The organism is Morganella psychrotolerans, assembly GCF_001676055.1.
GTDB classification, from domain to species: Bacteria; Pseudomonadota; Gammaproteobacteria; order Enterobacterales; family Enterobacteriaceae; genus Morganella; species Morganella psychrotolerans_B.
Genome location: NZ_LZEX01000016.1, coordinates 1 through 25989 on the forward strand (window position 1 = coordinate 1; position 25989 = coordinate 25989).

A 25989-nucleotide genomic window follows, 5' to 3' on the forward strand; every position below is an offset into this window, starting at 1 on the left:
CAATGGACGAAGGTCTGCGTTTTGCAATTCGTGAAGGCGGTCGTACCGTCGGCGCGGGTGTTGTAGCAAAAGTTCTTGCTGCATAACGCGATCGCGTATTAAGAAGGGAGCTACCGGCTCCCTTTTTCAGCATCGTTTTATGAAGAACCTATCTCATCACTAGTTGTACATCAACTACTGGTGAGATAGGCTCTCACGCAACGAAGGGTGAGTCTTTCGAAGAATACGAAACTCATGCTGGATTATGACGTCAAGTCAGATACAATTGCTCCGGTCCTTAATTTTGGTCTGATTTGTTTTGCAGTAGCGAGGCAAGCTGGCTAACTTATTATTTCATGGTTACAGGTTGGTTTATGAGTGCGAATAGCGAAGCTCAACAAAACGGCCGCAGTGCCGATGTCGCCAAATGGTTAGTGGTTGCAGTTCTGCTGGTTGCCGCCATTGGCGGGAACTATTACTTCCGCGAATTTAACCTTGCGCTGCGTGCGCTGGCAGTCGTTGTCGTCATTGCATTAGCCGGTGGTATTGCACTGTGGACAACAAAAGGCAAAGCGACACTGACTTTCGCCCGTGAAGCACGGGTTGAAATGCGTAAAGTTATCTGGCCTACACGCCAGGAAACACTGCAAACAACACTTATTGTGGCAGCAGTAACAGCGGTTATGTCGTTAGTGTTATGGGGCCTTGATGGTATCCTTGTCCGTCTTGTTTCCTATATAACATCCTTCTGAGGTTCTAAAGATGTCGGATTCTCCTAAAAAACGTTGGTATGTCATCCAGGCTTTCTCAGGTTTTGAAGGCCGGGTTGCGCAGTCTCTGCGTGAACATATCAAAATCAACGGGATGGAAGATTCATTTGGCGAAGTTATGGTGCCAACTGAAGAAGTCGTCGAGATCCGCAGTGGTCAGCGCCGTAAAAGCGAGCGCAAATTCTTCCCGGGCTATGTATTAGTTCAGATGCTGATGAACGATGCGTCCTGGCATCTGGTGCGTAACGTGCCGCGTGTAATGGGCTTTATCGGCGGAACATCTGACCGTCCTGCACCGATCAGTGATAAAGAAGTGGATGCTATCATGAACCGCTTACAAGAAGCGGGTGATAAGCCACGTCCGAAAACACTGTTCGAACCGGGCGAAATGGTACGTGTTTCCGATGGTCCGTTTGCTGACTTTAATGGTGTGGTTGAAGAAGTTGACTATGAGAAGAGCCGCCTGAAAGTATCTGTTTCTATTTTTGGTCGTGCCACTCCGGTCGAACTGGATTTCAGCCAGGTCGAAAAACCGTAAGCGATTTTTTCCGGCTTGCAAAAGCCGGGAAATTTATCTACAATTTCGCGCCTTTTGTTTTTCAGAGGCTCGCGTTCTTACGCGGGCCTGTATTCATAGGGGAGCTTGGCAACAAGCGCTATTACCCACATTGAGGATTATTTAGATGGCTAAGAAAGTACAAGCCTATGTCAAGCTGCAAGTGTCAGCTGGTATGGCAAACCCAAGTCCACCGGTTGGTCCGGCACTGGGTCAGCAGGGCGTAAACATCATGGAATTCTGTAAAGCGTTTAACGCCAAAACAGATAGCATGGAAAAAGGTTTACCAATTCCTGTTGTTATTACAGTTTACGCTGACCGCTCTTTCACTTTTATCACTAAAACTCCGCCAGCGGCAGTTTTACTGAAAAAAGCTGCAGGTCTGAAATCTGGTTCCGGCAAACCGAACAAAGAGAAAGTGGGTAAAATCACTTCTGCTCAGGTTCGTGAGATCGCTGAGACTAAAGCAGCGGATATGACTGGTGCTGATATAGACGCTATGATGCGTTCTATTGAAGGTACTGCTCGTTCCATGGGCCTGGTAGTGGAGGGTTAATCTATGTCTAAACTGACCAAGCGCATGCGCAATATCCGTGAAAAAGTTGATGTCACTAAACAGTATGACATTAATGAAGCTGTTGCTCTGCTGAAAGAATTAGCGACTGCTAAATTCGTTGAAAGCGTTGACGTTGCAGTTAACCTCGGCATCGATGCCCGTAAATCAGATCAAAACGTTCGTGGCGCAACTGTGCTGCCAAACGGTACTGGTCGTTCTGTTCGCGTAGCTGTGTTCGCACAGGGCGCTAACGCTGAAGCAGCAAAAGCTGCCGGCGCAGAACTGGTTGGTATGGACGATCTGGCTGACCAAATCAAAGCCGGTCAAATGGATTTCGACGTTGTTATCGCTTCTCCGGATGCAATGCGCGTCGTTGGCCAATTAGGTCAAATCTTAGGCCCACGCGGTCTGATGCCTAACCCGAAAGTAGGTACTGTAACCCCTAACGTTGCTGAAGCTGTGAATAACGCTAAAGCAGGTCAGGTCCGTTACCGTAACGACAAAAACGGGATCATCCACACCACTATCGGTAAAGTAGATTTCGAGTCTGATAAACTGAAAGAAAACCTGGAAGCTCTGCTGGTTGCGCTGAAAAAAGCAAAACCATCTTCAGCAAAAGGCGTGTACATCAAGAAAATCAGCCTGTCTACCACCATGGGTGCGGGTGTTGCAATCGACCAGGCTGGTCTGAGCGCAGCAGTTGCTTAATATCTGCGGATAATAAGCACTTTACATTGGCGTCAGGTTTCTATAGAATCTGACGCCCAATGTTTGTTGTATTCGTCTTTGTGATTTTCATCACAAAAATGGCAACAACTAAAAGAATTTCGGTTGGAGTCCGGCCTTAATCCGGACCCCGTCCAAGACCGCAGGTGTAAGTAATTACTTAATTTTCCTGCGTAGACGGTGACAGAGCCACAAGAATTTTATTCGAGTATTCTGCTCACCGTGTTTTAGCGCTCTTCACCTTCGGTGTTGAGTGAAGTGAGTTCCGGGGTTGTATACCCGGCTAAACCAGGAGCAAGAAGCTAATGGCATTAAATCTTCAAGACAAACAAGCGATTGTTGCTGAAGTCAGCGAAGTTGCCAAAGGCGCGCTGTCTACAGTTGTCGCGGATTCCCGTGGTGTTACTGTAGATAAAATGACCGATCTGCGTAAAGCATGTCGCGAAGCTAATGTTACCGTACGCGTTGTACGTAACACCCTGCTGCGCCGTGCTGTTGAAGGTACCTCTTCTGAGTGCCTGAAAGACGTATTCGTCGGTCCTACCTTGATTGCATTTTCTCATGAACATCCGGGCGCTGCTGCTCGTCTGTTCAAAGATTTCGCGAAAGCGAACCCTGCATTCGAGATTAAAGCCGCAGCCTTTGAAGGTGAGTTCATTGCAGCGAAAGATATCGATCGCTTAGCAACACTCCCGACTTACGACGAAGCAATTGCACGCCTGATGGCAACCATGAAAGAAGCCGCTGCAGGCAAATTGGTTCGCACTCTGGCAGCGTTACGCGATCAGAAAGAAGCCGCTTAATCGCTCTTTCTTTTCTTCGTTGCTTTTTAACGTATAAACTTATTCTGAATTTTAGGAACATATCGTATGTCTATCACTAAAGAACAAATTCTGGACGCAGTTGCTGAAATGTCTGTAATGGACGTTGTTGAACTGGTTACCATGATGGAAGAAAAATTCGGCGTTTCTGCTGCTGCTGCTGTTGCTGTAGCTGCAGGTCCTGCTGAAGCTGCTGAAGAAAAAACTGAATTCGACGTTATTCTGAAAGCTGTTGGTCCGAACAAAGTAGCAGTAATCAAAGCTGTTCGCGGCGCAACTGGTCTGGGCCTGAAAGAAGCTAAAGACTTAGTTGAAAGCGCACCGGCTGCAATGAAAGAAGGCGTGAGCAAAGATGAAGCGGAAACGCTGAAGAAAGCTCTGGAAGAAGCTGGCGCAGAAGTTGAAGTTAAATAAGCCACTTTTTTTAGCAACAGCCTGAAAATGGCTGCTGGCTGGTGACTTATTGGTCACCAGCCTTTTTGCGCTAATGCGCATGCACGTGTTTTTGGGTAGCAACTGTGCTATCTGACACCTGCGAACTCTCCGAATACTCTTTGCTATTGACGACTTAATATACTGTGTTGACGACTACGATCCGCTCGGGTAGCTCGGTAGTCAGCTGCGCAATGAAATGATTTAAGGGTAACTGCAATAAGTATCAGCAGAAAATGTTCCATTTTCTGTCCTAATTAGATAGTTGTAGCGACTGCCGTCTGTAACAGGCAGGTCGGGTCACTGATCAAGCGAGCTGAGGAACCCTATGGTTTACTCCTATACCGAGAAGAAACGTATTCGTAAGGATTTTGGTAAGCGTCCGCAAGTACTGGACATTCCCTATCTCCTTTCTATTCAGCTGGATTCATTCCAGAAATTCATCGAACTCGATCCGGATGGTCAGAATGGCTTAGAAGCCGCATTCCGTTCCGTTTTCCCGATTCAGAGCTACAGTGGTAATGCTGAACTGCAATATGTCAGCTTCCGTCTGGGTGAGCCGGTATTTGACGTTAAAGAGTGTCAAATCCGCGGTGTTACCTATTCAGCACCACTGCGCGTAAAACTGCGTCTGGTTATTTACGAACGTGAAGCACCGGAAGGCACAGTTAAAGATATTAAAGAACAGGAAGTTTACATGGGCGAAATTCCGCTCATGACCGATAACGGAACGTTCGTCATCAACGGTACTGAGCGTGTTATCGTTTCTCAGTTACACCGTAGCCCGGGCGTGTTCTTTGACAGTGACAAAGGTAAAACACACTCTTCCGGTAAAGTGCTGTATAACGCACGTATTATCCCTTACCGCGGCTCATGGCTGGACTTCGAATTCGATCCTAAAGACAATTTATTTGTCCGTATCGACCGTCGTCGTAAATTACCTGCGTCTATTATCCTGCGTGCAATGAATTTCAGCACGGAAGAGATTCTGAACCTGTTCTTCGACAAAACAACGTTCGAAATCAGCAATAATAAACTGACGATGACTCTCGTTCCTGAGCGTCTGCGCGGTGAAACTGCTTCTTTTGATATCGAAGCGAACGGAAAGGTTTATATCGAAAAAGGACGCCGTATTACTGCGCGTCATATCCGTCAGCTTGAAAAAGAAGAAATCACGAAGATCGACGTTCCTGTTGAATACATCGCAGGGAAAGTGGTTGCACGTGATTACATCGATACAGCGACCGGCGAATTAATTTGCGCGGCTAATATGGAAATGTCTCTGGATCTGCTGGCACGTCTCAGCCAGTCCGGTCACAAAACCATTGAAACCCTGTTCACCAACGACCTGGATCACGGCGCTTACATGTCAGAAACTTTGCGTGTGGACCCGACCAACGATCGTTTAAGCGCCCTGGTAGAAATCTACCGTATGATGCGCCCTGGTGAGCCGCCAACCCGTGAAGCTGCCGAAAATCTGTTTGAAAATCTGTTCTTCTCAGAAGATCGTTACGATCTCTCTGCAGTAGGCCGGATGAAGTTCAACCGTTCACTGAGTCGTGAAGATTCTGATGGCTCAGGTATCCTGAGCAAAAAAGACATCACTGATGTGATGCAGAAACTGATCGAAATTCGTAACGGCCGCGGTGAAGTGGATGATATCGACCACTTAGGTAACCGTCGTATCCGTTCTGTCGGTGAAATGGCTGAAAACCAGTTCCGTGTAGGTCTGGTGCGTGTTGAGCGTGCAGTGAAAGAGCGTCTGTCCCTGGGCGATCTTGATAATCTGATGCCTCAGGACATGATCAACGCCAAACCAATTTCTGCTGCGGTAAAAGAGTTCTTTGGTTCCAGCCAGCTGTCCCAGTTTATGGACCAGAACAACCCGTTATCAGAAATTACGCACAAACGCCGTATCTCTGCGTTAGGCCCGGGCGGTCTGACCCGTGAGCGTGCAGGCTTTGAAGTGCGCGACGTTCATCCTACGCACTACGGTCGTGTTTGTCCTATCGAGACCCCTGAAGGTCCGAACATCGGTCTGATCAACTCCTTATCTGTTTATGCACAGACAAACGAATATGGTTTCCTGGAAACCCCGTACCGTTTAGTGCGTGAAGATGTTGTAACTGATGAGATTCATTATCTGTCTGCAATTGAAGAAGGTAACTTCATCATTGCTCAGGCAAATACCGTTTTAGATGACGATGGTCACTTTGTTGATGAACTGATCACCTGCCGTAATAAAGGTGAGTCCAGCTTATTCAGCCGCGACCAGGTTCAGTATATGGACGTTTCCACCCAGCAGATCGTTTCTGTGGGTGCGTCACTGATTCCATTCCTGGAACACGATGATGCCAACCGTGCATTGATGGGTGCGAACATGCAACGTCAGGCGGTTCCGACTCTGCGCGCTGACAAGCCGCTGGTTGGTACCGGTATGGAACGCGCTGTTGCGGTTGACTCCGGCGTAACCGCCGTTGCCAAACGTGGTGGTACAGTTCAGTACGTTGATGCGTCACGTATCGTTATCAAAGTTAATGACGAAGAGATGTATGCCGGCGAAGCAGGTATCGACATCTATAGTCTGACTAAATATACCCGTTCTAACCAGAACACCTGTATCAACCAGACGCCTTGCGTTTCATTGGGTGAGCCTGTTGAGCGCGGTGATGTTCTGGCAGATGGCCCGTCCACCGATCTGGGTGAACTGGCGCTGGGTCAGAACATGCGCGTGGCATTTATGCCATGGAACGGTTACAACTTCGAAGACTCCATTCTCGTGTCCGAGCGTGTTGTTCAGGAAGACCGTTTCACCACTATCCACATTCAGGAACTGGCTTGTGTGTCCCGTGACACCAAACTGGGGCCGGAAGAGATCACCGCTGATATCCCGAACGTGGGTGAAGCTGCTCTCTCCAAACTGGATGAGTCCGGTATCGTGTATATCGGTGCGGAAGTGAAAGGTGGCGATATTCTTGTGGGTAAAGTGACACCTAAAGGTGAAACACAGTTAACCCCGGAAGAGAAACTGCTGCGTGCTATCTTCGGTGAAAAAGCCTCTGACGTGAAAGATTCGTCACTGCGTGTACCGAACGGCGTGTCCGGTACTATTATCGACGTACAGGTCTTTACCCGCGATGGCGTGGAAAAAGATAAACGTGCGCTCGAAATCGAAGAAATGCAACTGCGTGATGTGAAGAAAGACCTCACAGAAGAGTTACAGATTCTGGAAGCCGGCCTGTTCTATCGTATTCGTTCTGTCCTGGTAAGCGGCGGAATGGAAGCAGATAAACTGGACAAACTGCCGCGCGAGCGTTGGTTAGAACTGGCACTGACTGATGAAGAAAAACAGAATCAGTTAGAGCAGTTGGCTGAACAGTATGACGAACTGAAATCTGTGTTCGCTAAAAAACTGGAAGCGAAACGTCGTAAAATTACTCAGGGCGATGACCTGGCACCGGGCGTGCTGAAAATCGTCAAAGTGTATCTGGCCGTGAAACGTCAGATCCAGCCTGGTGATAAAATGGCGGGTCGTCACGGTAATAAAGGGGTTATCTCAAAAATTAACCCTATCGAAGATATGCCATACGATGAAAACGGTAACCCTGTTGACCTCGTACTGAACCCGCTGGGCGTACCATCGCGTATGAACATCGGTCAGATCCTGGAAACCCATCTGGGTATGGCTGCGAAAGGCATCGGTGAGAAAATCAACAAGATGCTGAAAGAGCAGCAGGAAATCGCGAAATTACGTGGTTTCATCCAGAAAGCTTATGACCTGGGTAATGACCCGCGTCAGAAAGTGGATCTGAGCACTTTCAGTGATGAAGAAGTACTGCGTCTGGCAGAGAACCTGAAAAAAGGTATGCCGACTGCAACACCGGTATTTGACGGCGCGAAAGAGCAGGAAATCAAAGAATTACTGACTCTGGCTGATTTACCGACTTCCGGTCAGATCACCTTATTTGATGGTCGTACCGGTGAGCGTTTTGAGCGTCAGGTTACCGTCGGTTATATGTACATGCTGAAACTTAACCACTTGGTTGATGACAAAATGCATGCGCGTTCTACCGGTTCTTACAGCCTGGTTACTCAGCAGCCGCTGGGTGGTAAGGCTCAGTTCGGTGGTCAGCGTTTCGGGGAGATGGAAGTGTGGGCACTGGAAGCATACGGTGCCGCTTATACCCTCCAGGAGATGCTGACAGTGAAATCGGATGACGTTAACGGTCGTACGAAGATGTATAAAAACATCGTCGACGGCAGTCATCAGATGGAACCGGGTATGCCGGAATCTTTCAACGTATTGCTGAAAGAAATCCGCTCACTCGGTATCAACATCGAGCTGGAAGACGAGTAATTGCCGTTGTGGCTGCCCGCATCAGTGCGGGCAGCACCAGTAAATCTGGTTTAAGGGACAGGCATTATTTGCTTGTCTCACAGGTCTAACTCCGACAGGAGCCATTCGTGAAAGACTTATTAAAGTTTCTGAAAGCGCAAACCAAGACCGAAGAGTTTGATGCGATCAAAATTGGTCTGGCCTCACCTGACATGATTCGTTCATGGTCATTTGGTGAAGTGAAAAAGCCGGAAACCATTAACTACCGTACGTTCAAACCTGAACGTGACGGGCTTTTCTGTGCGCGTATCTTCGGGCCGGTAAAAGATTACGAATGTTTGTGCGGTAAGTACAAACGTCTGAAGCACCGTGGTGTGATTTGTGAGAAATGTGGTGTTGAAGTGACCCAGACTAAAGTGCGTCGTGAGCGCATGGGTCACATCGAACTGGCATCACCTACCGCACACATCTGGTTCTTAAAATCACTGCCATCCCGTATCGGCTTACTGCTCGATATGCCGCTGCGTGATATTGAACGTGTCCTGTACTTTGAATCTTATGTTGTTGTTGAAGGCGGGATGACCAGCCTTGAGCGCAGCCAGATTCTGACAGAAGAACAGTACCTGGACGCTCTGGAAGAGTTCGGTGATGAATTCGACGCGAAAATGGGTGCGGAAGCCATCCAGGCCTTGCTGAAAGCAATGGATCTGGAACAGGAAGTCGAAAACCTGCGTGAAGAACTGAACGAAACCAATTCAGAAACCAAACGTAAAAAACTGACTAAGCGCATCAAACTGTTAGAAGCCTTTATCCAGTCCGGCAATAAGCCTGAGTGGATGATCCTGACAGTTCTGCCGGTATTACCACCGGATCTGCGTCCGTTAGTTCCGCTCGACGGCGGTCGCTTTGCGACGTCAGATCTGAACGATCTGTACCGTCGTGTGATCAACCGTAATAACCGTCTGAAACGCCTGCTGGATCTGGCTGCACCTGACATCATCGTACGTAACGAAAAACGTATGTTGCAGGAAGCGGTTGATGCACTGTTAGATAATGGTCGTCGTGGTCGTGCTATCACCGGCTCTAACAAGCGTCCGCTGAAATCACTGGCAGACATGATCAAAGGTAAACAGGGTCGTTTCCGTCAGAACCTGCTCGGTAAGCGTGTTGACTACTCCGGTCGTTCTGTAATCACCGTAGGTCCGTACCTGCGTCTGCATCAGTGTGGTCTGCCTAAGAAAATGGCACTGGAGCTGTTCAAACCGTTTATCTACGGTAAGCTGGAACTGCGTGGTCTTGCTACCACCATCAAAGCTGCCAAGAAAATGGTTGAGCGCGAAGAGTCCGTTGTATGGGATATCCTGGATGAAGTTATCCGCGAGCACCCGGTTCTCCTGAACCGTGCGCCGACACTTCACCGTCTGGGTATTCAGGCGTTTGAGCCTATCCTTATCGAAGGTAAAGCTATCCAGTTACACCCACTCGTTTGTGCGGCATACAACGCCGACTTCGATGGTGACCAGATGGCGGTTCACGTCCCTCTGACCCTGGAAGCACAGCTCGAAGCCCGTGCCCTGATGATGTCCACAAACAACATCCTGTCACCGGCAAGCGGCGATCCGATTATCGTACCTTCTCAGGACGTTGTTCTGGGCCTGTACTATATGACCCGTGACTGTGTTAACGCCCCGGGCGAAGGCATGGTGCTTAACGGTTCAACAGAAGCTGAACGTGTTTACCGTTCCGGCCATGCATCACTGCATGCGCGCGTGAAAGTCCGTATCACTGAAGAAGTGAAAGACGGCGAAGGTAATATCACCAAGCAAACCAGCCTGATCGATACCACTGTCGGCCGCGCCATTTTATGGCGTATTGTTCCGCGTGGTCTGCCTTATTCTCTGGTTAACCAACCACTGGGTAAGAAAGCGATCTCTAAAATGCTGAATACTTGTTACCGTATTCTGGGCATGAAACCGACCGTTATTTTTGCTGACCAAATCATGTACACCGGTTTTGCCTACGCTGCCCGTTCAGGTGCATCTGTTGGTATCGATGACATGGTTATCCCTGAGAAAAAAGCCGGGATTATCGCGGAAGCGGAAGCGGAAGTGGCAGAAATCCAGGAACAATTCCAGTCAGGTCTGGTTACCGCCGGCGAACGTTACAACAAGGTTATCGATATCTGGGCTGCGGCAAACGAACGTGTTGCTAAAGCGATGATGGAAAACCTGTCAACGGAAACCGTGATTAACCGTGACGGCGAAGAAGAACAACAGGTTTCTTTCAACAGCATCTATATGATGGCCGACTCCGGTGCGCGTGGTTCTGCTGCACAGATTCGTCAGCTGGCCGGTATGCGTGGTCTGATGGCGAAACCGGATGGTCCATCATCGAAACGCCAATCACCGCGAACTTCCGTGAAGGTCTTGACGTACTCCAGTACTTCATTTCAACGCACGGTGCGCGTAAAGGTCTGGCGGATACCGCACTGAAAACAGCGAACTCCGGTTATCTGACCCGCCGTCTGGTTGACGTCGCGCAGGATCTGGTTATCACTGAAGATGACTGTGGTACGCACGAAGGTATCATGATGTCGCCGGTTATCGAGGGTGGTGATGTTAAAGAACCACTGCGTGATCGCGTTCTGGGCCGTGTGGCTGCAGAAGATATCCTGAAACCGGGTACTGCGGATATTCTTATCCCGCGTAACACCCTGCTTCATGAAAAACAGTGTGATCTGTTAGAAGAAAACTCTGTAGACATCGTGAAAGTGCGTTCTGTGGTAAGTTGTGAAACTGACTTCGGTGTGTGTGCCAAGTGCTACGGTCGTGACCTGGCGCGCGGTCATATCATCAACTCAGGTGAAGCCGTTGGTGTTATTGCAGCACAGTCAATCGGTGAGCCGGGTACACAGTTAACCATGCGTACGTTCCATATCGGTGGTGCGGCATCCCGTGCTGCTGCTGAGTCCAGCATTCAGGTCCGTAATACCGGTACACTGAAACTGTTCAACGCGAAGCTGATTGGTAACACCGCAGGTAAACTGGTTGTCACTTCCCGTAATACCGAACTGCGTCTGGTTGATGAATTCGGTCGTACTAAAGAAAGCTATAAAGTGCCTTACGGTGCTCAGCTGACTAAAGGTGACGGCGAAGCAGTTAACGGTGGCGAAACTGTCGCTAACTGGGATCCGCATACCATGCCGGTTGTCAGTGAAGTGTCCGGTGTTATTCGTTTCACCGACATGCATGACGGTCAGACCATTACCCGTCAGACTGATGAATTAACCGGTCTGTCATCACTGGTCGTTCTGGATTCTGCAGAGCGTACAGCAAGTGCGAAAGAAATGCGTCCGGCACTGAAAATCATTGACGCGAAAGGCAATGATGTTCTGATCCCTAATACGGATATGCCAGCAGCTTACTTCCTGCCGGGTAAAGCGATTGTGCAATTGGATGATGGCGTGACCATCAGTGCCGGTGACACATTAGCGCGTATTCCGCAGGAATCTGTCGGTACAAAAGATATCACCGGTGGTCTGCCGCGCGTTGCGGACTTGTTCGAAGCCCGTCGTCCGAAAGAGCCGGCTATCCTTGCTGAAATCAGCGGTATCATTTCCTTCGGTAAAGAAACCAAAGGTAAACGTCGTCTGGTGATTTCACCAATTGACGGTAGTGATGCTTACGAAGAGATGATCCCTAAATGGCGTCAGCTCAACGTGTTTGAAGGTGAGATGGTTGAACGTGGTGACGTCGTATCTGATGGTCCGGAATCCCCACATGACATCCTGCGTCTGCGTGGCGTGAATGCGGTTGCCCGTTATATCGCGAACGAAGTCCAGGAAGTTTACCGCTTACAGGGCGTTAAGATAAACGATAAGCACATTGAAGTTATCGTTCGTCAGATGCTGCGTAAAGTCACCATCTCTTCTGCGGGAAGCTCTGACTTCCTCGAAGGCGAGCAGGTTGAATATGCGCGCGTGAAAGTGGCAAACCGTCTGCTGGAGCAGGATGGCAAGATCCCTGCAACCTTCGAACGTGATCTGCTTGGTATTACCAAAGCATCACTGGCGACAGAGTCCTTCATCTCTGCGGCATCGTTCCAGGAAACCACACGCGTTCTGACTGAAGCAGCTGTTGCGGGTAAACGCGACGAACTGCGCGGTCTGAAAGAGAACGTTATTGTGGGTCGCCTGATCCCTGCCGGTACTGGTTTCTCGTACCACCAGGAACGCATCCGCCGTCGTCATCTGGCAGAAGCTATCGATGCACCACAGGCAGTCAGTGCAGATGAAGCAACAGCGAACTTAGCTGAGCTTCTGAACGCCGGCTTCGGTGGCAGCAAAGAGTAAGTGGCACAGTAATGTGACCAACTGAATAGCCCTCCTTTTAAGGAGGGCTTTTTTGTGCAGGATATAAGGCAATGAACACATCATGCGCAACCTATTGTATATACTTATAGTTTTTCTTTCTGTTGCCGGGTTTAACCGGGCAATTGCAGTGCCTGCGGTACAACCACCGGACGCTCAGGAGTGGTTGCTGAAAGATGAGCCGCCGTTACTGATTCAGGTTTTGGCACCACAAACCATTTTTGCACCGGTCGCCGGGGTAATGCAGGGTGTGGCAGAGCTGAATCCATCTCACGGTTTTTATATCTACCCGATGAAAGGGGATTACCGTGAACTGCAGTTTGGTAATGACCGCGGCTTTATTGAAAACGACGGTTTATCGGCTAAAAAACCGAAAACAGTGCCGCCGCTGGATACACTGAATGAGCTGAATAACCCTATCTATGACTATCTGATAACCATAAAGAATACGGATATTTTTGGCGCACCGGATGAATCAAAGCCACCGGTTGCAACCCTGTTTGATAATCTGCGCTATCCGGTACTGGCTAAGATGGTCAGAGAAAACCGCGAAGGTGAGAAAATTGTCTGGCTGACTATCCGTCTGGCAGACCGGCTGGCGTATGTCCGCCTGTCGGATGTGGAACTGGATAAAGGCATTCCTGTTCTGACTTATCATCACATCCTCAAAGAGAGTGAAAATAAGAACTTCCTGCATACCTCCACCACCACATCGGTTGAGGCCTTTCAGGCGCAGATGGATTATCTGAAACACAATGGCTACCGGACACTCTCTCTTGATGATGTCGCAGGCTATCTGAAAAAAGAAAATAACCTGCCGGGAAAAGTGGTTATTCTGACATTTGATGACGGGCTCAAATCGGTTTACCGCTATGCGTATCCGATCCTCAAACGCAATCATCAGCATGCCGCGCTATTTGTTATCTCTTCGCGCGTTAAGTCAAAGGTTCAGAAATGGGCGCCGGATGGCTTACAGTTTATGAACTGGACGGAGTTACTGGCATCGCGGGATATTTTTGATATTCAGTCCCACGCTCACTTTTTGCATCGCCTGGATAAACGGAAAAACCCGATTATTTTCAGCCGGACGGAGCATTCCATTTTGCTGGATTATCAGCGTTCACAGCGCGTGCTGGCAAAACTGAATCCGGAGCAGCATTATCTGGCTTATCCGTTCGGGGCGTATAATCAGGATGCAATGGATGCGGCGTCTCAGGCAGGAATGACACTCGCGGTGACCACCATTCAGGGCAAAGTACGGCTGGGCGATAACCCTTATGCACTGAAACGCCTTTATGCATTACGAACTGATTCAATTGAGAAATTTGCCTCGATGATCGGTAACAGTGGTCCGGAAGTCGTGAATACAGATATTATTGTGGATAAGTAAAAATTAATATAGTTATCTGTTAAATTTGTTTTATGTGACGTCTTCTTTTCCGGTAATTTATTTTCCGGAAAAGCGGGCGTGACATAATGACAGATAAATAAATCATCCTTCAGGAAATAAGAAACTGAAGTTCATAAGGCGCTGAATCATAATTAACTAAGTTATCTTCAAATTCATTTGCAATGATCAGCCGGGGTTTCTCTTTATCTTTGAAATATTGTTCAACCATAATAATATCAATATTTTCAGAAAGATAATTACAGATGCAGCATAAGTACAATCCCGCAGGCAGGCAAACCAGATCAGGTGAATCAAAGTCCGGCTTTTCTTTCAGATAGATAAGATACTTGGACGGATAAAATGTTTGTTCAATAATATTATTATAATCCAGAACATAGGCATATTGCCGTAAATAAGACAGTGATTTATTTTCCGGCCTGGATTTCATTTCTGCCAGCCTCAGTTCCATCTTAGAAATGGGGCGGTCTGACGGATAACAGGGAACGAACAGACACCAGCGTTCCGGCAGTTCAACACTGTAAAAAGGTTCACCTCCTGACTTATTATCAACAAAACTGAAGTAATCCACATACCAGTCTAATGTTTCTATCATATTATGCAGATCTTTTAGTTGCTGTTCCTTCCGTTTTCTCTCCTGTATTAAATAATGTGTTAATTTTTCTTTATCTCCGCTTTCAATAATGACTTTAATATCACTTAAATTCATATTTAACGTTTGAAGATACTTAATTCGGTCAATGTAATGAAATTGTTCAAATAAATAGTAACGATATCCGGTTTCACTATCGACATATCCCGGTTTCAGAATGCCTTTTTTATCATAGAAACGTAGCGTTTGTGTTGAAATACCTAATAATTTGGCTGTTTCACCAATTGTAAAATATTTTTTCATATCTGTGTCCGGGTAAATGTCACTTTTATTTAAACTATCAGATTTAAAATTAACATACTATTTTCTGTGAAAATAATTTTGTGATTATCTTCTCATATCCGAAAAACCTGATTTAACCTTATTCCGGCTATAAGGTTTAGGGTGAGTGCGTACTTATTTTAATTTGTCACTTTTATAACAGTGATGAAAAATGATTATTCAGGATAAATAATGAAAGAACGCACTCAACTTTTGTATTCAGGGGAAATGGATTATCCGGAAGGTATGTACCCGGATTCACCGGCAATATTTCCGGCAACGGCCTATGCGATGCGTGATACACAGCATTACTATGCTGTCAGCAGCGGAAATGGTGAATATCAGTATAACCGCACGGCGAATCCGAATCGTGACAGCTTATCCGCTGCGATTTCAATGATGGAAGACGGCGAAATTTCTGCGGTTATGGCATCAGGCATGGCAGCGATTTCAGCGACACTGCTGAGCTTGCTGAAGCAGGGCGACCATCTTGTTGTTAATGAATCAATTTACGGCGAAACCATTGAGTTAATCGATCTGATCTTAATCCCGCTGGGTATCACTGTGACCTACGCAGACTTCCTCTCTCCGGCAGCGATTTCGGCGGCAATACGTCCGGAAACCGTCATGTTGTATACCGAAATTATCAGCAATCCATTGATTAAAGTGATTGATATTGATGCTGTTTCGGCTATCAGCCGTAAACATCAGTGTCTGCTGGTGGTTGATAATACATTTTCAACCCCTTTTGTTATTAAACCACTGCAACATGGTGCGGATATTGTCATCCACAGTCTGACAAAATTTTTCGGCGGACACAGTGATTTAACTGCAGGTTCGGTGACTTGTTCGCTGGCACTGATGCAGAAAATCGAACTGAAAGCCCGTCTGTTGGGCGGATGCAGTGATCCATATACCGCGTGGCTTTGTCTGCGCAGTATCCGCACGATGGAAATGCGTGTTACCCGGCAGATGGAAAATGCGCAGGCTATTGCACAGGCACTCAGCCGTGACCCGCGTGTTGCACTGGTCAATTATCCGGGGCTTGAGAGCCATCCGCAGCATGTGCTGGCTGACTCACTGTTTATTCACGGATATGGTCCGATGCTCAGTTTCCGAGTGCGTGATGAACAGCCGCTGGTGGATGCATTTATTCACCGTCTGGAACTGATCACTTACCTGGGAACATTAGGCGGATTCCGCACATCACTGGCGCATCCGGCGACAGCATTCAGGACTGAATTTACCCCGCAACAGCTTATTGATTTCGGTATGCATGAAGGACTGATTCGTATTTCTGCCGGCTGCGAAGCCGCTGAGGATTTAATTGCTGATATCACTCAGGCACTTGATGTATTTAATTAATTTCGGATACTCATTATGGACTCAATACTAAATATAATTAATAAGTTTTCAGATTTTATCTGGACGTATCCGATGCCGATTTTATTAGTCAGTCTCGGCATCTGGTTAACCATTAAATTCCGTTTTAAATACCAATTTAATTTTCGGTTTAATATAAAGAATACATACGGCGGCTTATTTAATAAAAAAGGTATCAGTGAAAAAATTCAGGGAGCCGGTTCGGTATCCAGTTTTGCAGCGGCCTGTACCGCACTGGCTAATACCGTCGGGATCGGCAGTATCGGCGGGGTTGCCACCGCAATTACTATGGGCGGTCCGGGGGCGATATTCTGGCTTTGGTTTTCTGCTTTCTTTGGTATTGCGACCAAAGCGTGTGAAATTATTCTCGGGCAGCGTTATCGCGTCAAATATGAAAAGTCCATGGATGAATATGTCTGTGACCGCTCATTTGTGATGGAGCATGCACTGGGCTGGAAAAAAGGCGCGGTGGCACTTTCTGTCTGCTGCTTTATGCTCGGGCCGTGGACGTGCCTGGTACAGAGCGAATCAGCAACATCCTCTATTGAAGAAGCCTTTAATGTCGACAGTTATCTGACCCTGATTGTGATGGTTATTTTTATTGCCAGTGTCATTATCGGCGGCTTAAAAGGTATTTCTTCAAAAATGGAGAGTGTAGTTCCGAAACTGGCAATTACTTATCTGACCGTTGCGGTGATCCTGCTGGTGATGAATTACGATCAGATTCTTGCTGCATTTGCCCTGATTTTTAAATCTGCATTTTCACCGGCTGCCGGTGTTGGCGGATTTGCCGGTGCAACAGTCATGGAAGCTATTCGTTTTGGTATTGCCCGCGGTATTTACTCCAATGACGCAGGAACTGGTTACGGCATTGTCGCTCATGCGGCAGCTACAACGGATCACCCTATCCGCCAGTCAAGCTGGGGGTTTGGTGAAGTTTTCCTGACCATTATTATTTGTACAGTAACGGCATTAGCGATTCTGACAACCAATGTCTGGGTCGATTATGCGGGAATTACATCATCCCGCCTGACAACATTAGCGTTTAAAGTTACGTATGGTGATGTCGGCAGCTGGTTTATGGCGATATTTATCACCTTGCTGGCCTGTACAACAACCATTGGTATGTATTTCACCTGCGAAAAAGCCGTTAACTTTTTCTTCGGTGATACGAGAGCCAATAAAATAGCGAAAAACTTATACCGCGTTTATTATCTGGCGCCGATTATTTTATTCAGTAATTTACAGGCTGATATTTTATGGGCGCTGACGGATATTTTAAGTGCAGTCTATGTACTGATTACGATGATATTAATTCTGAGTCAGCGCAAAGAAATTTTCCGGTTATTTAATGATTTCTGGGGACGTTATATCCCGGCAAAAAATGCCGGTGAAGATGTGCCGCCGGTGACATTTTGTAAGCGGATAGACTAAAAAAAACAGGCCGGAAAAATACCGGCCTGTTTTATTTTATCGCCCCAGATAGTGATCCCAGTCTTTCCAAACCGGCTGAAGCCCCGCCGCCAGCAGAGCATCTGTTACCTGCTGTGGTGTGCGGTTGTCATGCGGGCTGAACTGCTCCAGCTCCGGGTCATCCCCTTGTGCGTAGCCGCCCGGTTGGGTTTTTGACCCGGCACTGATCTGGTTAATCGCGACCGGTACCATATGGTCACGGAAATACGGTGATTCACGGGTGGAGAGGGATAGCTCAATGTCCGGCGCAAACAATCGGAAGGCGCAGATTAGTTGCACCAGCTCCGCGTCATTTATCAGGGACTCCGGCTCAATCCCCCCTGCACACGGGCGCAGGCGGGGAAATGAAACCGAATAGCGGCTTTTCTGATAGCGCAGGCGGAGATAATTAAGATGCTCCGCGACCATATAGCAGTCCGTGCGCCACTGAGCGGAAAGACCGATCAGCGCGCCCAGGCCTATCTTGTCGATCCCCGCCTGACCTAAGCGATCGGGTGTCTGTAAGCGCCAGTGAAAATCCTGCTTGCGACCTTTCAGGTGATGCCGCTGATAGGTGCTTTCGTGGTAGGTTTCCTGGTAAACCATCACACCATCCAGCCCGAGCGTGCGCAGTTCGGCATATTCCTCCGTCGCCATCGGCTGTACTTCCATCATCATGGTGCTGAAATAGTTGCGGATCAGCGGAAAGGTTTCGCGGAAATACGGCATACCCACTTTGCGCTGATGCTCGCCCGTCACCAGCAGCAGACTGTCGAACCCGAGCGCTTTAATCGCTTCACATTCTGTCCGGATCTCTTCCGGTGTCAGGGTTTTGCGTTTTATCGCGTTACTCATGGAGAAACCGCAGTAAGTGCAATCGTTGGCACACAAATTGGAGAGATAAAGCGGCACATACATACCGACGACGTGCCCGAAACGCTGACGGGTCAGTGTCTGCGCTTTCTGCGCCATCTCTTCCAGATACGGGCGTGCCGCCGGGGAAATCAGTGCCATAAAGTCCGGTAACGTCAGGTTTTCCCGGTTCAGTGCCTGTTCTACATCACGCGCAGTTTTACTGTTCAACTGCAAAGTAAGATTGTCCCAATCCAGTTGCTGCCAGTGATCGCTGAAGGTGCTGTTATCACTCATAACGCCTCCAAAAATGCGGTCAGCGGGCTGGTGGCGGTTGCATGTTGTTGTTGCGGGGCAAGTTTGGCTTCCCGCGCGAGAAGACCGGCTTCCACTGCCTGACGGAATGCATTGGCCATCAGTACCGGTGAGCGCGCAACTGCCATAGCCGTATTTACCAGTACGGCATCAGCCCCCAGTTCGATAGCTTCCAGGGCATGACTTGGTGCGCCGATCCCCGCATCAATTACGACCGGTACTGTTGCCTGTTCAATAATAATCCGCAGCATATCGCGGGTTTGCAATCCCCGGTTGGAGCCGATAGGCGCACCCAGCGGCATTACAGCAGCACAACCGACTTCTTCTAACCGGCGGCATAATACCGGGTCTGCACTGCAATAGGGCAAAACAACAAATCCCTCTTTGACCAGGGTTTCGGCAGCAGACAATGTTTCTATCGGATCAGGCAGCAAATAGCGGGCATCGGGATGAATTTCCAGTTTTATCCAGTGGGTATCCAGGGCTTCCCGCGCCAGGCGTGCGGCAAATACCGCTTCCTGTGCATTTTTTGCGCCGGAGGTATTCGGCAGCAGTTTTATCCCCAGTTCGCGGAGCGGGGCGAGGATCTCATCATGTCCCTGTGCAAGGTCGATGCGCTTCATCGCCATAGTAACCAGCTGGCTGCCGGAGGCGGCAATTGCTTCCTGCATTGTGCGGCTGTTTGCGTATTTTCCGGTGCCGGTAAATAAGTGAGATGTAAATGTGGTATCTGCAATGGTCAGCATAATTAACCTCCGGCGATAGCCTGAAAAAGTAACACCTGGTCGCCGTCATTGATGATGAAATTACTCCATTCATCACGGACAACAATACTTTGATTGACCGCAACGGCAACCCCGGTCACCGGGCGTTCAAGGTGCGCCAGTAATGCACTGACAGTCAGCGGCTCTGTGAATATCATCACATCATCATTTACTGTTATGCGCATACGGCAGCCTCCCCGCATACCGGGCAGAGTGCTGCCCGCTGCAATTGTAAGGTGCTCCAGCTCTGCTGTTTGCCGTCAAAAAGGCGCAGTTTTCCGTTCAGCGCAGAGGGTAACCCTGCCAGCAGTTTGATGGCTTCCAGCGCCTGTAATGTGCCGATCACACCAACTACCGGACCCAGTACACCGGCTGTGCGGCAGTTGCGCTCAGGAACCACATCATCAGGATAGAGGCAGCAATAGCAGCCATGCTCAAACGGCGGAGTGAGTACCAGCAACTGACCACTGAACCTGACGGCGCTGCCGCTGACCAGGGTTTTACGCTGTGCAACACAGGCGGCATTGATAGCATGGCGCGTGGTCATATTATCCGTGCAGTCCAGGACGATATCGGCTTTTTTTACATGATGTTGCAGTGTGTCACCCGTCTGACGATCAGTGATGGTATTGAGGCGCAGTGACGGATTCAGCGCCCGCAGACGTGCTGTTGCGGTTTGCGCTTTATTCGCCTGCACATCTGCTTCGGTATATAAAATCTGGCGCTGAAGATTGGAGATATGAATGTCATCATCATCAATCAGGGTCAGTTCGCCGACTCCGGCGGCAGCCAGATAAAGTGCCGCCGGAGAGCCCAGCCCGCCGAGACCAATAACCACGGCATGAGACTGTCGGAGTTTCAGCTGACCTTCCGGCCCGATATCTTCCAGCAGCAACTGACGGCTGTAGCGCATAAAATCATAATCACTGAGCATGGCTGACCTCCGGGTTTTCTGTGTATTCACCGGTCAGCCGCAAAAATTGCCGGGTTGCCGCCTGCCAGTCCGGAGCTTTGGTGATGGCGCTGACCACGGCGATACCGCCGACGCCGGTGGCAAGCACCTTCGGGGCTCTTTCACAGGAAATACCGCCGATAGCCACAGTCGGAAAATCCGGGGTTGCTGCCACCTGGCGGGCCAAATTGTCCAGCCCCTGAGGTGAAGAGGGCATCTCTTTGGTTTGTGTGGAAAAAATATGCCCCAACGCGATATAAGACGGATGCAGTGCTTTGGCGCGTTGCAGTTCGTTTTCATCGTGTGTGGAGATCCCCAGGCGCAGCCCGGCGTGCCGGATCGCCTGTAAATCAGCCCGCTCTAAATCTTCCTGACCGAGATGCACACCGTAAGCGTCGTGTTTTACAGCCAACCGCCAGTAATCATTGATAAACAGACGCGCCTGATAGTGTTTGCCAAGCGCGATGGCGGTACGGATCTGCTCATCAACCTGTGCATCGGTTTTATCTTTTATCCGCAGCTGAATAGTGCGCACGCCAAGTTTCAGCAGGCGCTCAATCCACAGTACGGAATCCACCACCGGATACAGCCCCAATTTTTGTGCCGTCCGGGCGAATGGCGCATCAGGCTGATTCATCGATACGCTCCTCTGCACTGTGGTACAGCTCACTGCCTTTGGCGCGGAAGGCGTCAGACATCTCTTCCATGCCGGCGGCGTAGTCGCGCACTTCCTGTGAAATTTTCATGGAGCAGAATTTAGGTCCGCACATTGAGCAGAAATGCGCGACTTTGCCGGATGCCTGCGGCAGGGTTTCATCATGGTAGGTACGGGCAGTTTCAGGATCTAACGCGAGATTGAACTGATCTTCCCAGCGGAATTCAAACCGCGCTTTGGACATGGCGTTGTCGCGGATCTGCGCACCGGGGTGTCCTTTGGCAAGATCTGCTGCATGAGCTGCGATTTTGTAGGTGATAAGCCCTTGTTTAACATCTTCTTTATTTGGTAATCCCAGATGCTCCTTGGGCGTCACATAACAGAGCATGGCACAGCCGAACCAGCCAATCAGTGCCGCACCAATGCCGGAGGTGAAATGGTCATAGCCGGGGGCGATATCTGTTGTCAGCGGTCCCAGGGTATAGAACGGGGCTTCATGACAGTGCTCCAGTTCTTCGGTCATGTTTTTGCGGATCATCTGCATCGGCACATGCCCCGGACCTTCTATCATCACCTGAACATCATATTCCCACGCGATTTTAGTCAGTTCGCCCAGGGTGTGCAGTTCGGCAAACTGCGCGGCATCATTGGCGTCCTGAATAGATCCCGGACGCAGCCCGTCGCCTAAAGAGAGCGCGACATCATAGGCGGTACAAATCTCACAGATTTCGCGGAAATGCACATAAAGGAAGTTTTCCTGATGATGTGACAGGCACCATTTTGCCATAATTGAACCACCGCGCGAGACAATCCCGGTCAGGCGTTTCGCTGTCATCGGCACATAGCGCAGCAGCACCCCGGCATGGATAGTGAAGTAGTCCACGCCTTGCTCCGCCTGCTCCAGAAGAGTATCGCGGAACATTTCCCAGGTCAGATCTTCTGCTGTACCGTTTACTTTTTCCAGCGCCTGATAAATAGGCACTGTACCGATAGGCACCGGGCTGTTGCGCAGTATCCATTCACGGGTTTCATGAATATAGCGCCCGGTGGAGAGATCCATCACCGTATCCGCGCCCCAGCGCGTTGACCAGACCAGTTTTTCCACTTCTTCTTCAATGGAGGATGTCACAGAGGAATTCCCGATATTGGCATTCACTTTTACCAGGAAATTGCGCCCGATGATCATCGGCTCTGATTCAGGATGATTAATATTCGACGGAATAATCGCACGCCTGCGGCAACTTCATCACGGACAAATTCCGGTGTGATATTTTCCGGCAGATTCGCCCCGAAATGCTGTCCCGGGTGTTGCTGTAACAATACTTCCCCGCGGATGCGCTCGCGCCCCATGTTTTCACGGATGGCGATAAACTCCATCTCCGGGGTCACAATGCCCCGGCGGGCATAATGCAACTGAGTCACACACAGCCCGGCTTTGGCTTTCAGCGGGGTAGGGCGATCCGGATAGCGCAGATGATCCAACCCGTTATCTGCCAGACGCTGTTGTGTAAAATCAGAACTGAGTTGAGAGATTTGTGCTGTATCACTGCGCTCCGCTATCCAGTTTTCGCGCAGACGCGCAAGACCTGCGCGGACATCCAGTTTGATGTCCGGGTCGCCGTAAGACCCGGCAGTGTCATAAACCGGTACCGGCTCATTTTCTTCAAACTGCGGATTGGCTTTATCACCGCCGATCAGTGTCGGTGACAGCGCAATTTCGCGCATCGGTACACGGATATCCGGGCGCGAGCCGGTGAGATAAATACGGGAAGAGTTCGGGAAATTAACCCCTTGCAGGGTGCTGATATATTCCTCTGCGGCATCGCGTTGTTCACGGCGTGTGCGGGCTTTGGAGGGCGCAGGTGTGTGTTCTGCATCCGGCGAAATATCAGTGGTGTGAATACGGTGCTCATTGGACATAGCAAATTCCTTACAGTGAACCGGCAATACGCCGGAAGAAAAAGTGAGAAATTGCTTGTCTGGAGGTGCGTCAGGAGTAATACGTGATAACCGGGCTGTCAGGCATCTATCTGATCTGATTACAGATTGATACCACCAACAGCGGTTAAAAGAAAAGATTACTCTTGTTCCCTTCGCGGGTACTAACCCGATCAGGTTCCGCGGATCCCGAATTAACGGTCTCAGCCCGATTTATCACAAGGATAAATGCTGGGCACTCCGACAAGAAAGACTTCAGTATAAGGGGGGTTTATAAAACCTCAACTGATTTTGTTTGTTATATACCCTTATTCATTCAAACTGCAGGTTCGTTGGCTGCGCTTTATTTTTATGCTAAAGACCACGCCAGCTGTGTCCAGCCCTGTTTTTCTGCTTCGGCCTGTAGTACCGGGTCGGCATTGACGGTCAGGACATCTGTTGCATAGTGACACAGGGGCAGGTCATTGGCGGAATCAGTATAAAAAATCGTGCGTTCAGGTAAAAACTGGCGGATATCCAGGAAGTTAGCCAGTTTTTCAACTTTTCCTTCACGGAAGGTGGTGATCCCTTGTAACGCCCCGGTGTAGCGTTCATCTTTCACTTCCAGTTCGATGCCGAAAGCCAGATTAACACCCAGCATCTTTGCCACCGGTTTGACGATAAAATCGCTGGTGGCAGAAATAATCACTATCGGCACGCCATTCTCTTTGTAGAATGCGAGCGTTTTTACCGCATCCGGATAGATAACCGGGCGGATTTTGCAGTCAATAAAATCGGCAACCCATTCATCTACCTGCGCCACTGTGGCATGCCCCAGAGATTTCAGATTAAACGCCATATAGGCCGCCATATCCAGCTTGCCGGTGCTGTAGTCTTCCATCATTTGTCTATCTGCATCGAGATAGGCGGGATCCGTAATAATCTTTTTTTCCCACAGATACTCTGTCCATAACAGGCTGCTATCTGCGGCGATTAAAGTATGATCGAGATCGAAAATGGCTAATACAGACATGGTATTCCTTTAATTAACTGACGGGGCGAGGGCGCGGATTTCATTTTTATTGAACATCAGTTCCAACTGTGTGCCCTGTTCAAACAGTCGCTCCGAGGAGCGGTTCAGCAGATCAACCGTCAGTGCGCCCAGTCCGGTATCTACCTGATAACGGATGATATTACCCAGTAACTGGCTGTCACGTATTGTACCTGATACCGGGTGAGAAATGTGATCGCCGTACTGACGACCGGTTTCGCGCACATAAATCGACTCCGGACGGATAGCGACAATTCCGCTGAGATTCAGACCGAGCTGGCTGTTTGCATGCTCCGCACTGACCAGGTTGTAATGCCCCATAAAGCGCGCCACAAATTCATCAGCCGGCTGGGTATAAATATTTTCCGCGGTATCACTCTGAACAATTTTTCCTTTATTCATCAGGAAAATACGGTCAGACATCAGCATCGCCTCTTCCTGGTCATGAGTAACAAAAATAGTGGTTAAATTCAGTTCCCGCTGGATCTGGCGGATTTGCTGGCGCAGATGTTTGCGGATCTGCGCGTCCAGTGCGGAAAGCGGTTCATCAAGCAGCAAGATCCGGGGTTTCATCACCAGCGCCCGGGCAAGTGCCACACGCTGACGCTGCCCGCCGGAAAGCTGCTGCGGTAACTGCTGCTCTTTGCCGTTCAGCCCGACCAGTTTAATCACATCTGCCACGGCTTTTTGCTGCTCACGCAGGGGCGTTTTTTGCATCTTCAGACCGAAGGCTATATTGCGCTCCACACTCATATTCGGGAACAGAGCATAGCTCTGAAATACCATGCCTATTTCACGTTTTTGTGGCGACACATGAGTAATGTCATGTTTATTCACATAAATTTTCCCGTCATTAACAGACTCAAGACCGGCAAGGCAGCGCAGTAAGGTGGATTTCCCACAGCCGCTGGGGCCGAGCAGAGTAATAAACTCCCCTTTTTCCACTGAAAAATTCAGCCCGGAAAATACCGGGGTGGCAGCGAAGGATTTTGTCAGGTTTTCAGCAATTACATAGCTCATCAGCAGTTCCTCAGCGGCTTAAACGCGACGCTGTCAGTGTCAGGATCAGGGTGAAAACAAAGTAGCTCATCACCAGCGCGGAGGTGAAATGCCCGCTCGTCTGGCGCATGTTATAGAGATAAATTTGCAGTGTTTCAAAGCGCGTGCCGACCAGGATATTGGCAAACACAAATTCACCGAACAGAAAAGAAAATGCGATCAGCAGTGATACCAGCAAGCCTTTACGGATGTTCGGTATCACGACCAGCAAAACGGCTTTAAAGGTGTTTGCACCAAGCAGGTGCGCGGCATCCATTAAATCTTTCAGCGGCACCCCATTGAGGCTGTTGGCGAGCGCCCGGTACATAAACGGCAGCGCAATAGTGAAATAGGTGCCGATCAGTATCCAGGGCGTACCGACAATCGGGAAAGGTCCGTCAGCAAACAATTGCAGTAATCCGACTGACGACACCACCGGCGGCACAGCGAACGGCAGAATAATCAGTATTTCCATCAGCCCTTTCAGACGCGGGAAATAATAGAACACGGCAAATACCAGCGGCAGGATCACCAGGGCGCTGAGTGCAGGGTGACAAAGCAGATAAACAGCGAGCGCCCGAAAGCGGCAAGAAAACGCGGATCCTGCCAGAGTTTCAGATACCACTGAAGTGTCAGCCCGTCCGGCAGTACAGTCGCACCCCAGCGGGAGGAAAACGAATAAATCAGCGTGGCGGCAATCGGTAACAGCAGCATGACCACAATGATGCTGAGCATAATTTTGTG

At 49.2% G+C, this 25989-nt stretch carries 19 protein-coding genes, 3 pseudogenes and 1 riboswitch; of the genes and pseudogenes, 12 read left to right on the plus strand and 10 right to left on the minus strand.

Annotation, left to right across the window (positions count from 1 at the left end):
- The 10 genes and pseudogenes from AYY17_RS21270 to AYY17_RS11270 form a co-directional block, all read left to right on the plus strand.
- A partial coding sequence (locus AYY17_RS21270) for an EF-Tu C-terminal domain-related protein (RefSeq protein WP_082956919.1) occupies positions 1-86 on the plus strand: 86 nt, incomplete at its 5' end.
- A gap of 267 nt (positions 87-353) precedes the next feature.
- Positions 354-731: a preprotein translocase subunit SecE gene (gene secE / locus AYY17_RS11230; RefSeq protein WP_067423803.1), complete on the plus strand. Its 378-nt coding sequence runs from the start codon at positions 354-356 to the stop codon at positions 729-731.
- A gap of 10 nt (positions 732-741) precedes the next feature.
- A complete protein-coding gene (gene nusG, locus AYY17_RS11235; RefSeq protein ID WP_067365689.1) occupies positions 742-1287 on the plus strand; it encodes a transcription termination/antitermination protein NusG in 546 nt (181 codons plus the stop codon).
- Positions 1288-1432: 145 nt separating this feature from the next.
- Positions 1433-1861, plus strand: a complete 429-nt coding sequence (rplK, locus tag AYY17_RS11240; RefSeq protein WP_067401752.1) for a 50S ribosomal protein L11 — start codon at positions 1433-1435, stop codon at positions 1859-1861.
- A gap of 3 nt (positions 1862-1864) precedes the next feature.
- Positions 1865-2569, plus strand: coding sequence for a 50S ribosomal protein L1 (rplA, locus tag AYY17_RS11245; protein WP_067401754.1), 705 nt, complete (start codon positions 1865-1867; stop codon positions 2567-2569).
- A gap of 323 nt (positions 2570-2892) precedes the next feature.
- The gene (rplJ, locus tag AYY17_RS11250; protein ID WP_067423805.1) at positions 2893-3390 is read left to right on the plus strand and encodes a 50S ribosomal protein L10; all 498 of its coding nucleotides are present in this window, start codon (positions 2893-2895) and stop codon (positions 3388-3390) included.
- A gap of 66 nt (positions 3391-3456) precedes the next feature.
- Positions 3457-3822 carry a 50S ribosomal protein L7/L12 gene (gene rplL, locus AYY17_RS11255; RefSeq protein ID WP_067401758.1) on the plus strand — a complete coding sequence of 122 codons (366 nt, stop codon included), beginning with the start codon at positions 3457-3459 and terminating at the stop codon, positions 3820-3822.
- Positions 3823-4168: 346 nt separating this feature from the next.
- Positions 4169-8197 carry a DNA-directed RNA polymerase subunit beta gene (rpoB, locus tag AYY17_RS11260; protein WP_067423807.1) on the plus strand — a complete coding sequence of 1343 codons (4029 nt, stop codon included), beginning with the start codon at positions 4169-4171 and terminating at the stop codon, positions 8195-8197.
- Positions 8198-8304: 107 nt separating this feature from the next.
- A pseudogene (gene rpoC / locus AYY17_RS11265) lies at positions 8305-12527 on the plus strand (DNA-directed RNA polymerase subunit beta').
- 82 nt (positions 12528-12609) lie between these two features.
- Positions 12610-13935 (plus strand): polysaccharide deacetylase family protein, encoded by a 1326-nt coding sequence (locus tag AYY17_RS11270; RefSeq protein ID WP_067423809.1) that lies wholly within the window; start codon positions 12610-12612, stop codon positions 13933-13935.
- 109 nt (positions 13936-14044) lie between these two features.
- Here AYY17_RS11270 and AYY17_RS11275 read toward each other — a convergent pair whose 3' ends face one another.
- Entirely contained in the window at positions 14045-14848 is an 804-nt protein-coding gene (locus AYY17_RS11275) for a MerR family transcriptional regulator (protein WP_067423811.1), read from the minus strand.
- A 210-nt stretch (positions 14849-15058) separates the two neighbouring features.
- Here AYY17_RS11275 and AYY17_RS11280 point away from each other — a divergent pair, with 210 nt between their 5' ends.
- A complete protein-coding gene (locus tag AYY17_RS11280) occupies positions 15059-16231 on the plus strand; it encodes a trans-sulfuration enzyme family protein (protein WP_067423813.1) in 1173 nt (390 codons plus the stop codon).
- Positions 16232-16303: 72 nt separating this feature from the next.
- Positions 16304-17683 (plus strand): alanine/glycine:cation symporter family protein, encoded by a 1380-nt coding sequence (locus AYY17_RS11285; protein ID WP_235845369.1) that lies wholly within the window; start codon positions 16304-16306, stop codon positions 17681-17683.
- A 36-nt stretch (positions 17684-17719) separates the two neighbouring features.
- Here the strand turns inward: AYY17_RS11285 and thiH are convergent, their stop codons facing one another.
- From thiH to AYY17_RS11330, 9 genes and pseudogenes are all read right to left on the minus strand, one after another.
- Complete coding sequence (thiH, locus tag AYY17_RS11290) at positions 17720-18850, minus strand: 2-iminoacetate synthase ThiH (RefSeq protein ID WP_067423817.1); 1131 nt, start codon at positions 18848-18850, stop codon at positions 17720-17722.
- On the minus strand, positions 18847-19614 hold the full coding sequence (locus AYY17_RS11295) for a thiazole synthase (protein ID WP_067423819.1): 768 nt from the start codon (positions 19612-19614) through the stop codon (positions 18847-18849). Before AYY17_RS11295 ends, thiH begins: the two co-directional genes overlap by 4 nt.
- A 2-nt stretch (positions 19615-19616) precedes the next feature.
- On the minus strand, positions 19617-19817 hold the full coding sequence (gene thiS / locus AYY17_RS11300; protein ID WP_067423821.1) for a sulfur carrier protein ThiS: 201 nt from the start codon (positions 19815-19817) through the stop codon (positions 19617-19619).
- Positions 19808-20566 carry a HesA/MoeB/ThiF family protein gene (locus tag AYY17_RS11305; protein WP_067423823.1) on the minus strand — a complete coding sequence of 253 codons (759 nt, stop codon included), beginning with the start codon at positions 20564-20566 and terminating at the stop codon, positions 19808-19810. Before AYY17_RS11305 ends, thiS begins: the two co-directional genes overlap by 10 nt.
- The gene (gene thiE / locus AYY17_RS11310; RefSeq protein ID WP_067423825.1) at positions 20556-21221 is read right to left on the minus strand and encodes a thiamine phosphate synthase; all 666 of its coding nucleotides are present in this window, start codon (positions 21219-21221) and stop codon (positions 20556-20558) included. Before thiE ends, AYY17_RS11305 begins: the two co-directional genes overlap by 11 nt.
- A pseudogene (thiC, locus tag AYY17_RS11315) lies at positions 21208-23159 on the minus strand (phosphomethylpyrimidine synthase ThiC). Before thiC ends, thiE begins: the two are co-directional and overlap by 14 nt.
- Before the next feature lie 151 nt (positions 23160-23310).
- A riboswitch (TPP riboswitch) is annotated at positions 23311-23430 on the minus strand.
- A gap of 96 nt (positions 23431-23526) precedes the next feature.
- Positions 23527-24189 (minus strand): HAD family hydrolase, encoded by a 663-nt coding sequence (locus AYY17_RS11320; protein ID WP_067423827.1) that lies wholly within the window; start codon positions 24187-24189, stop codon positions 23527-23529.
- Positions 24190-24198: 9 nt separating this feature from the next.
- Positions 24199-25227, minus strand: a complete 1029-nt coding sequence (locus AYY17_RS11325) for an ABC transporter ATP-binding protein (RefSeq protein ID WP_067423829.1) — start codon at positions 25225-25227, stop codon at positions 24199-24201.
- 10 nt (positions 25228-25237) lie between these two features.
- Positions 25238-25980 (minus strand): annotated as a pseudogene (locus AYY17_RS11330) (ABC transporter permease).
- Between the last annotated feature and the right edge of the window lie 9 nt (positions 25981-25989).

Coding starts and splice junctions, on each gene's coding strand:
- secE (WP_067423803.1), top strand. CDS start 354: ATGAGTGCGAATAGCGAAGCTCAACAAAACGGCCGCAGTGCCGATGTC.
- nusG (WP_067365689.1), top strand. CDS start 742: ATGTCGGATTCTCCTAAAAAACGTTGGTATGTCATCCAGGCTTTCTCA.
- rplK (WP_067401752.1), top strand. CDS start 1,433: ATGGCTAAGAAAGTACAAGCCTATGTCAAGCTGCAAGTGTCAGCTGGT.
- rplA (WP_067401754.1), top strand. CDS start 1,865: ATGTCTAAACTGACCAAGCGCATGCGCAATATCCGTGAAAAAGTTGAT.
- rplJ (WP_067423805.1), top strand. CDS start 2,893: ATGGCATTAAATCTTCAAGACAAACAAGCGATTGTTGCTGAAGTCAGC.
- rplL (WP_067401758.1), top strand. CDS start 3,457: ATGTCTATCACTAAAGAACAAATTCTGGACGCAGTTGCTGAAATGTCT.
- rpoB (WP_067423807.1), top strand. CDS start 4,169: ATGGTTTACTCCTATACCGAGAAGAAACGTATTCGTAAGGATTTTGGT.
- AYY17_RS11270 (WP_067423809.1), top strand. CDS start 12,610: ATGCGCAACCTATTGTATATACTTATAGTTTTTCTTTCTGTTGCCGGG.
- AYY17_RS11275 (WP_067423811.1), bottom strand. CDS start 14,848: ATGAAAAAATATTTTACAATTGGTGAAACAGCCAAATTATTAGGTATT.
- AYY17_RS11280 (WP_067423813.1), top strand. CDS start 15,059: ATGAAAGAACGCACTCAACTTTTGTATTCAGGGGAAATGGATTATCCG.
- AYY17_RS11285 (WP_235845369.1), top strand. CDS start 16,304: ATGCCGATTTTATTAGTCAGTCTCGGCATCTGGTTAACCATTAAATTC.
- thiH (WP_067423817.1), bottom strand. CDS start 18,850: ATGAGTGATAACAGCACCTTCAGCGATCACTGGCAGCAACTGGATTGG.
- AYY17_RS11295 (WP_067423819.1), bottom strand. CDS start 19,614: ATGCTGACCATTGCAGATACCACATTTACATCTCACTTATTTACCGGC.
- thiS (WP_067423821.1), bottom strand. CDS start 19,817: ATGCGCATAACAGTAAATGATGATGTGATGATATTCACAGAGCCGCTG.
- AYY17_RS11305 (WP_067423823.1), bottom strand. CDS start 20,566: ATGCTCAGTGATTATGATTTTATGCGCTACAGCCGTCAGTTGCTGCTG.
- thiE (WP_067423825.1), bottom strand. CDS start 21,221: ATGAATCAGCCTGATGCGCCATTCGCCCGGACGGCACAAAAATTGGGG.
- AYY17_RS11320 (WP_067423827.1), bottom strand. CDS start 24,189: ATGTCTGTATTAGCCATTTTCGATCTCGATCATACTTTAATCGCCGCA.
- AYY17_RS11325 (WP_067423829.1), bottom strand. CDS start 25,227: ATGAGCTATGTAATTGCTGAAAACCTGACAAAATCCTTCGCTGCCACC.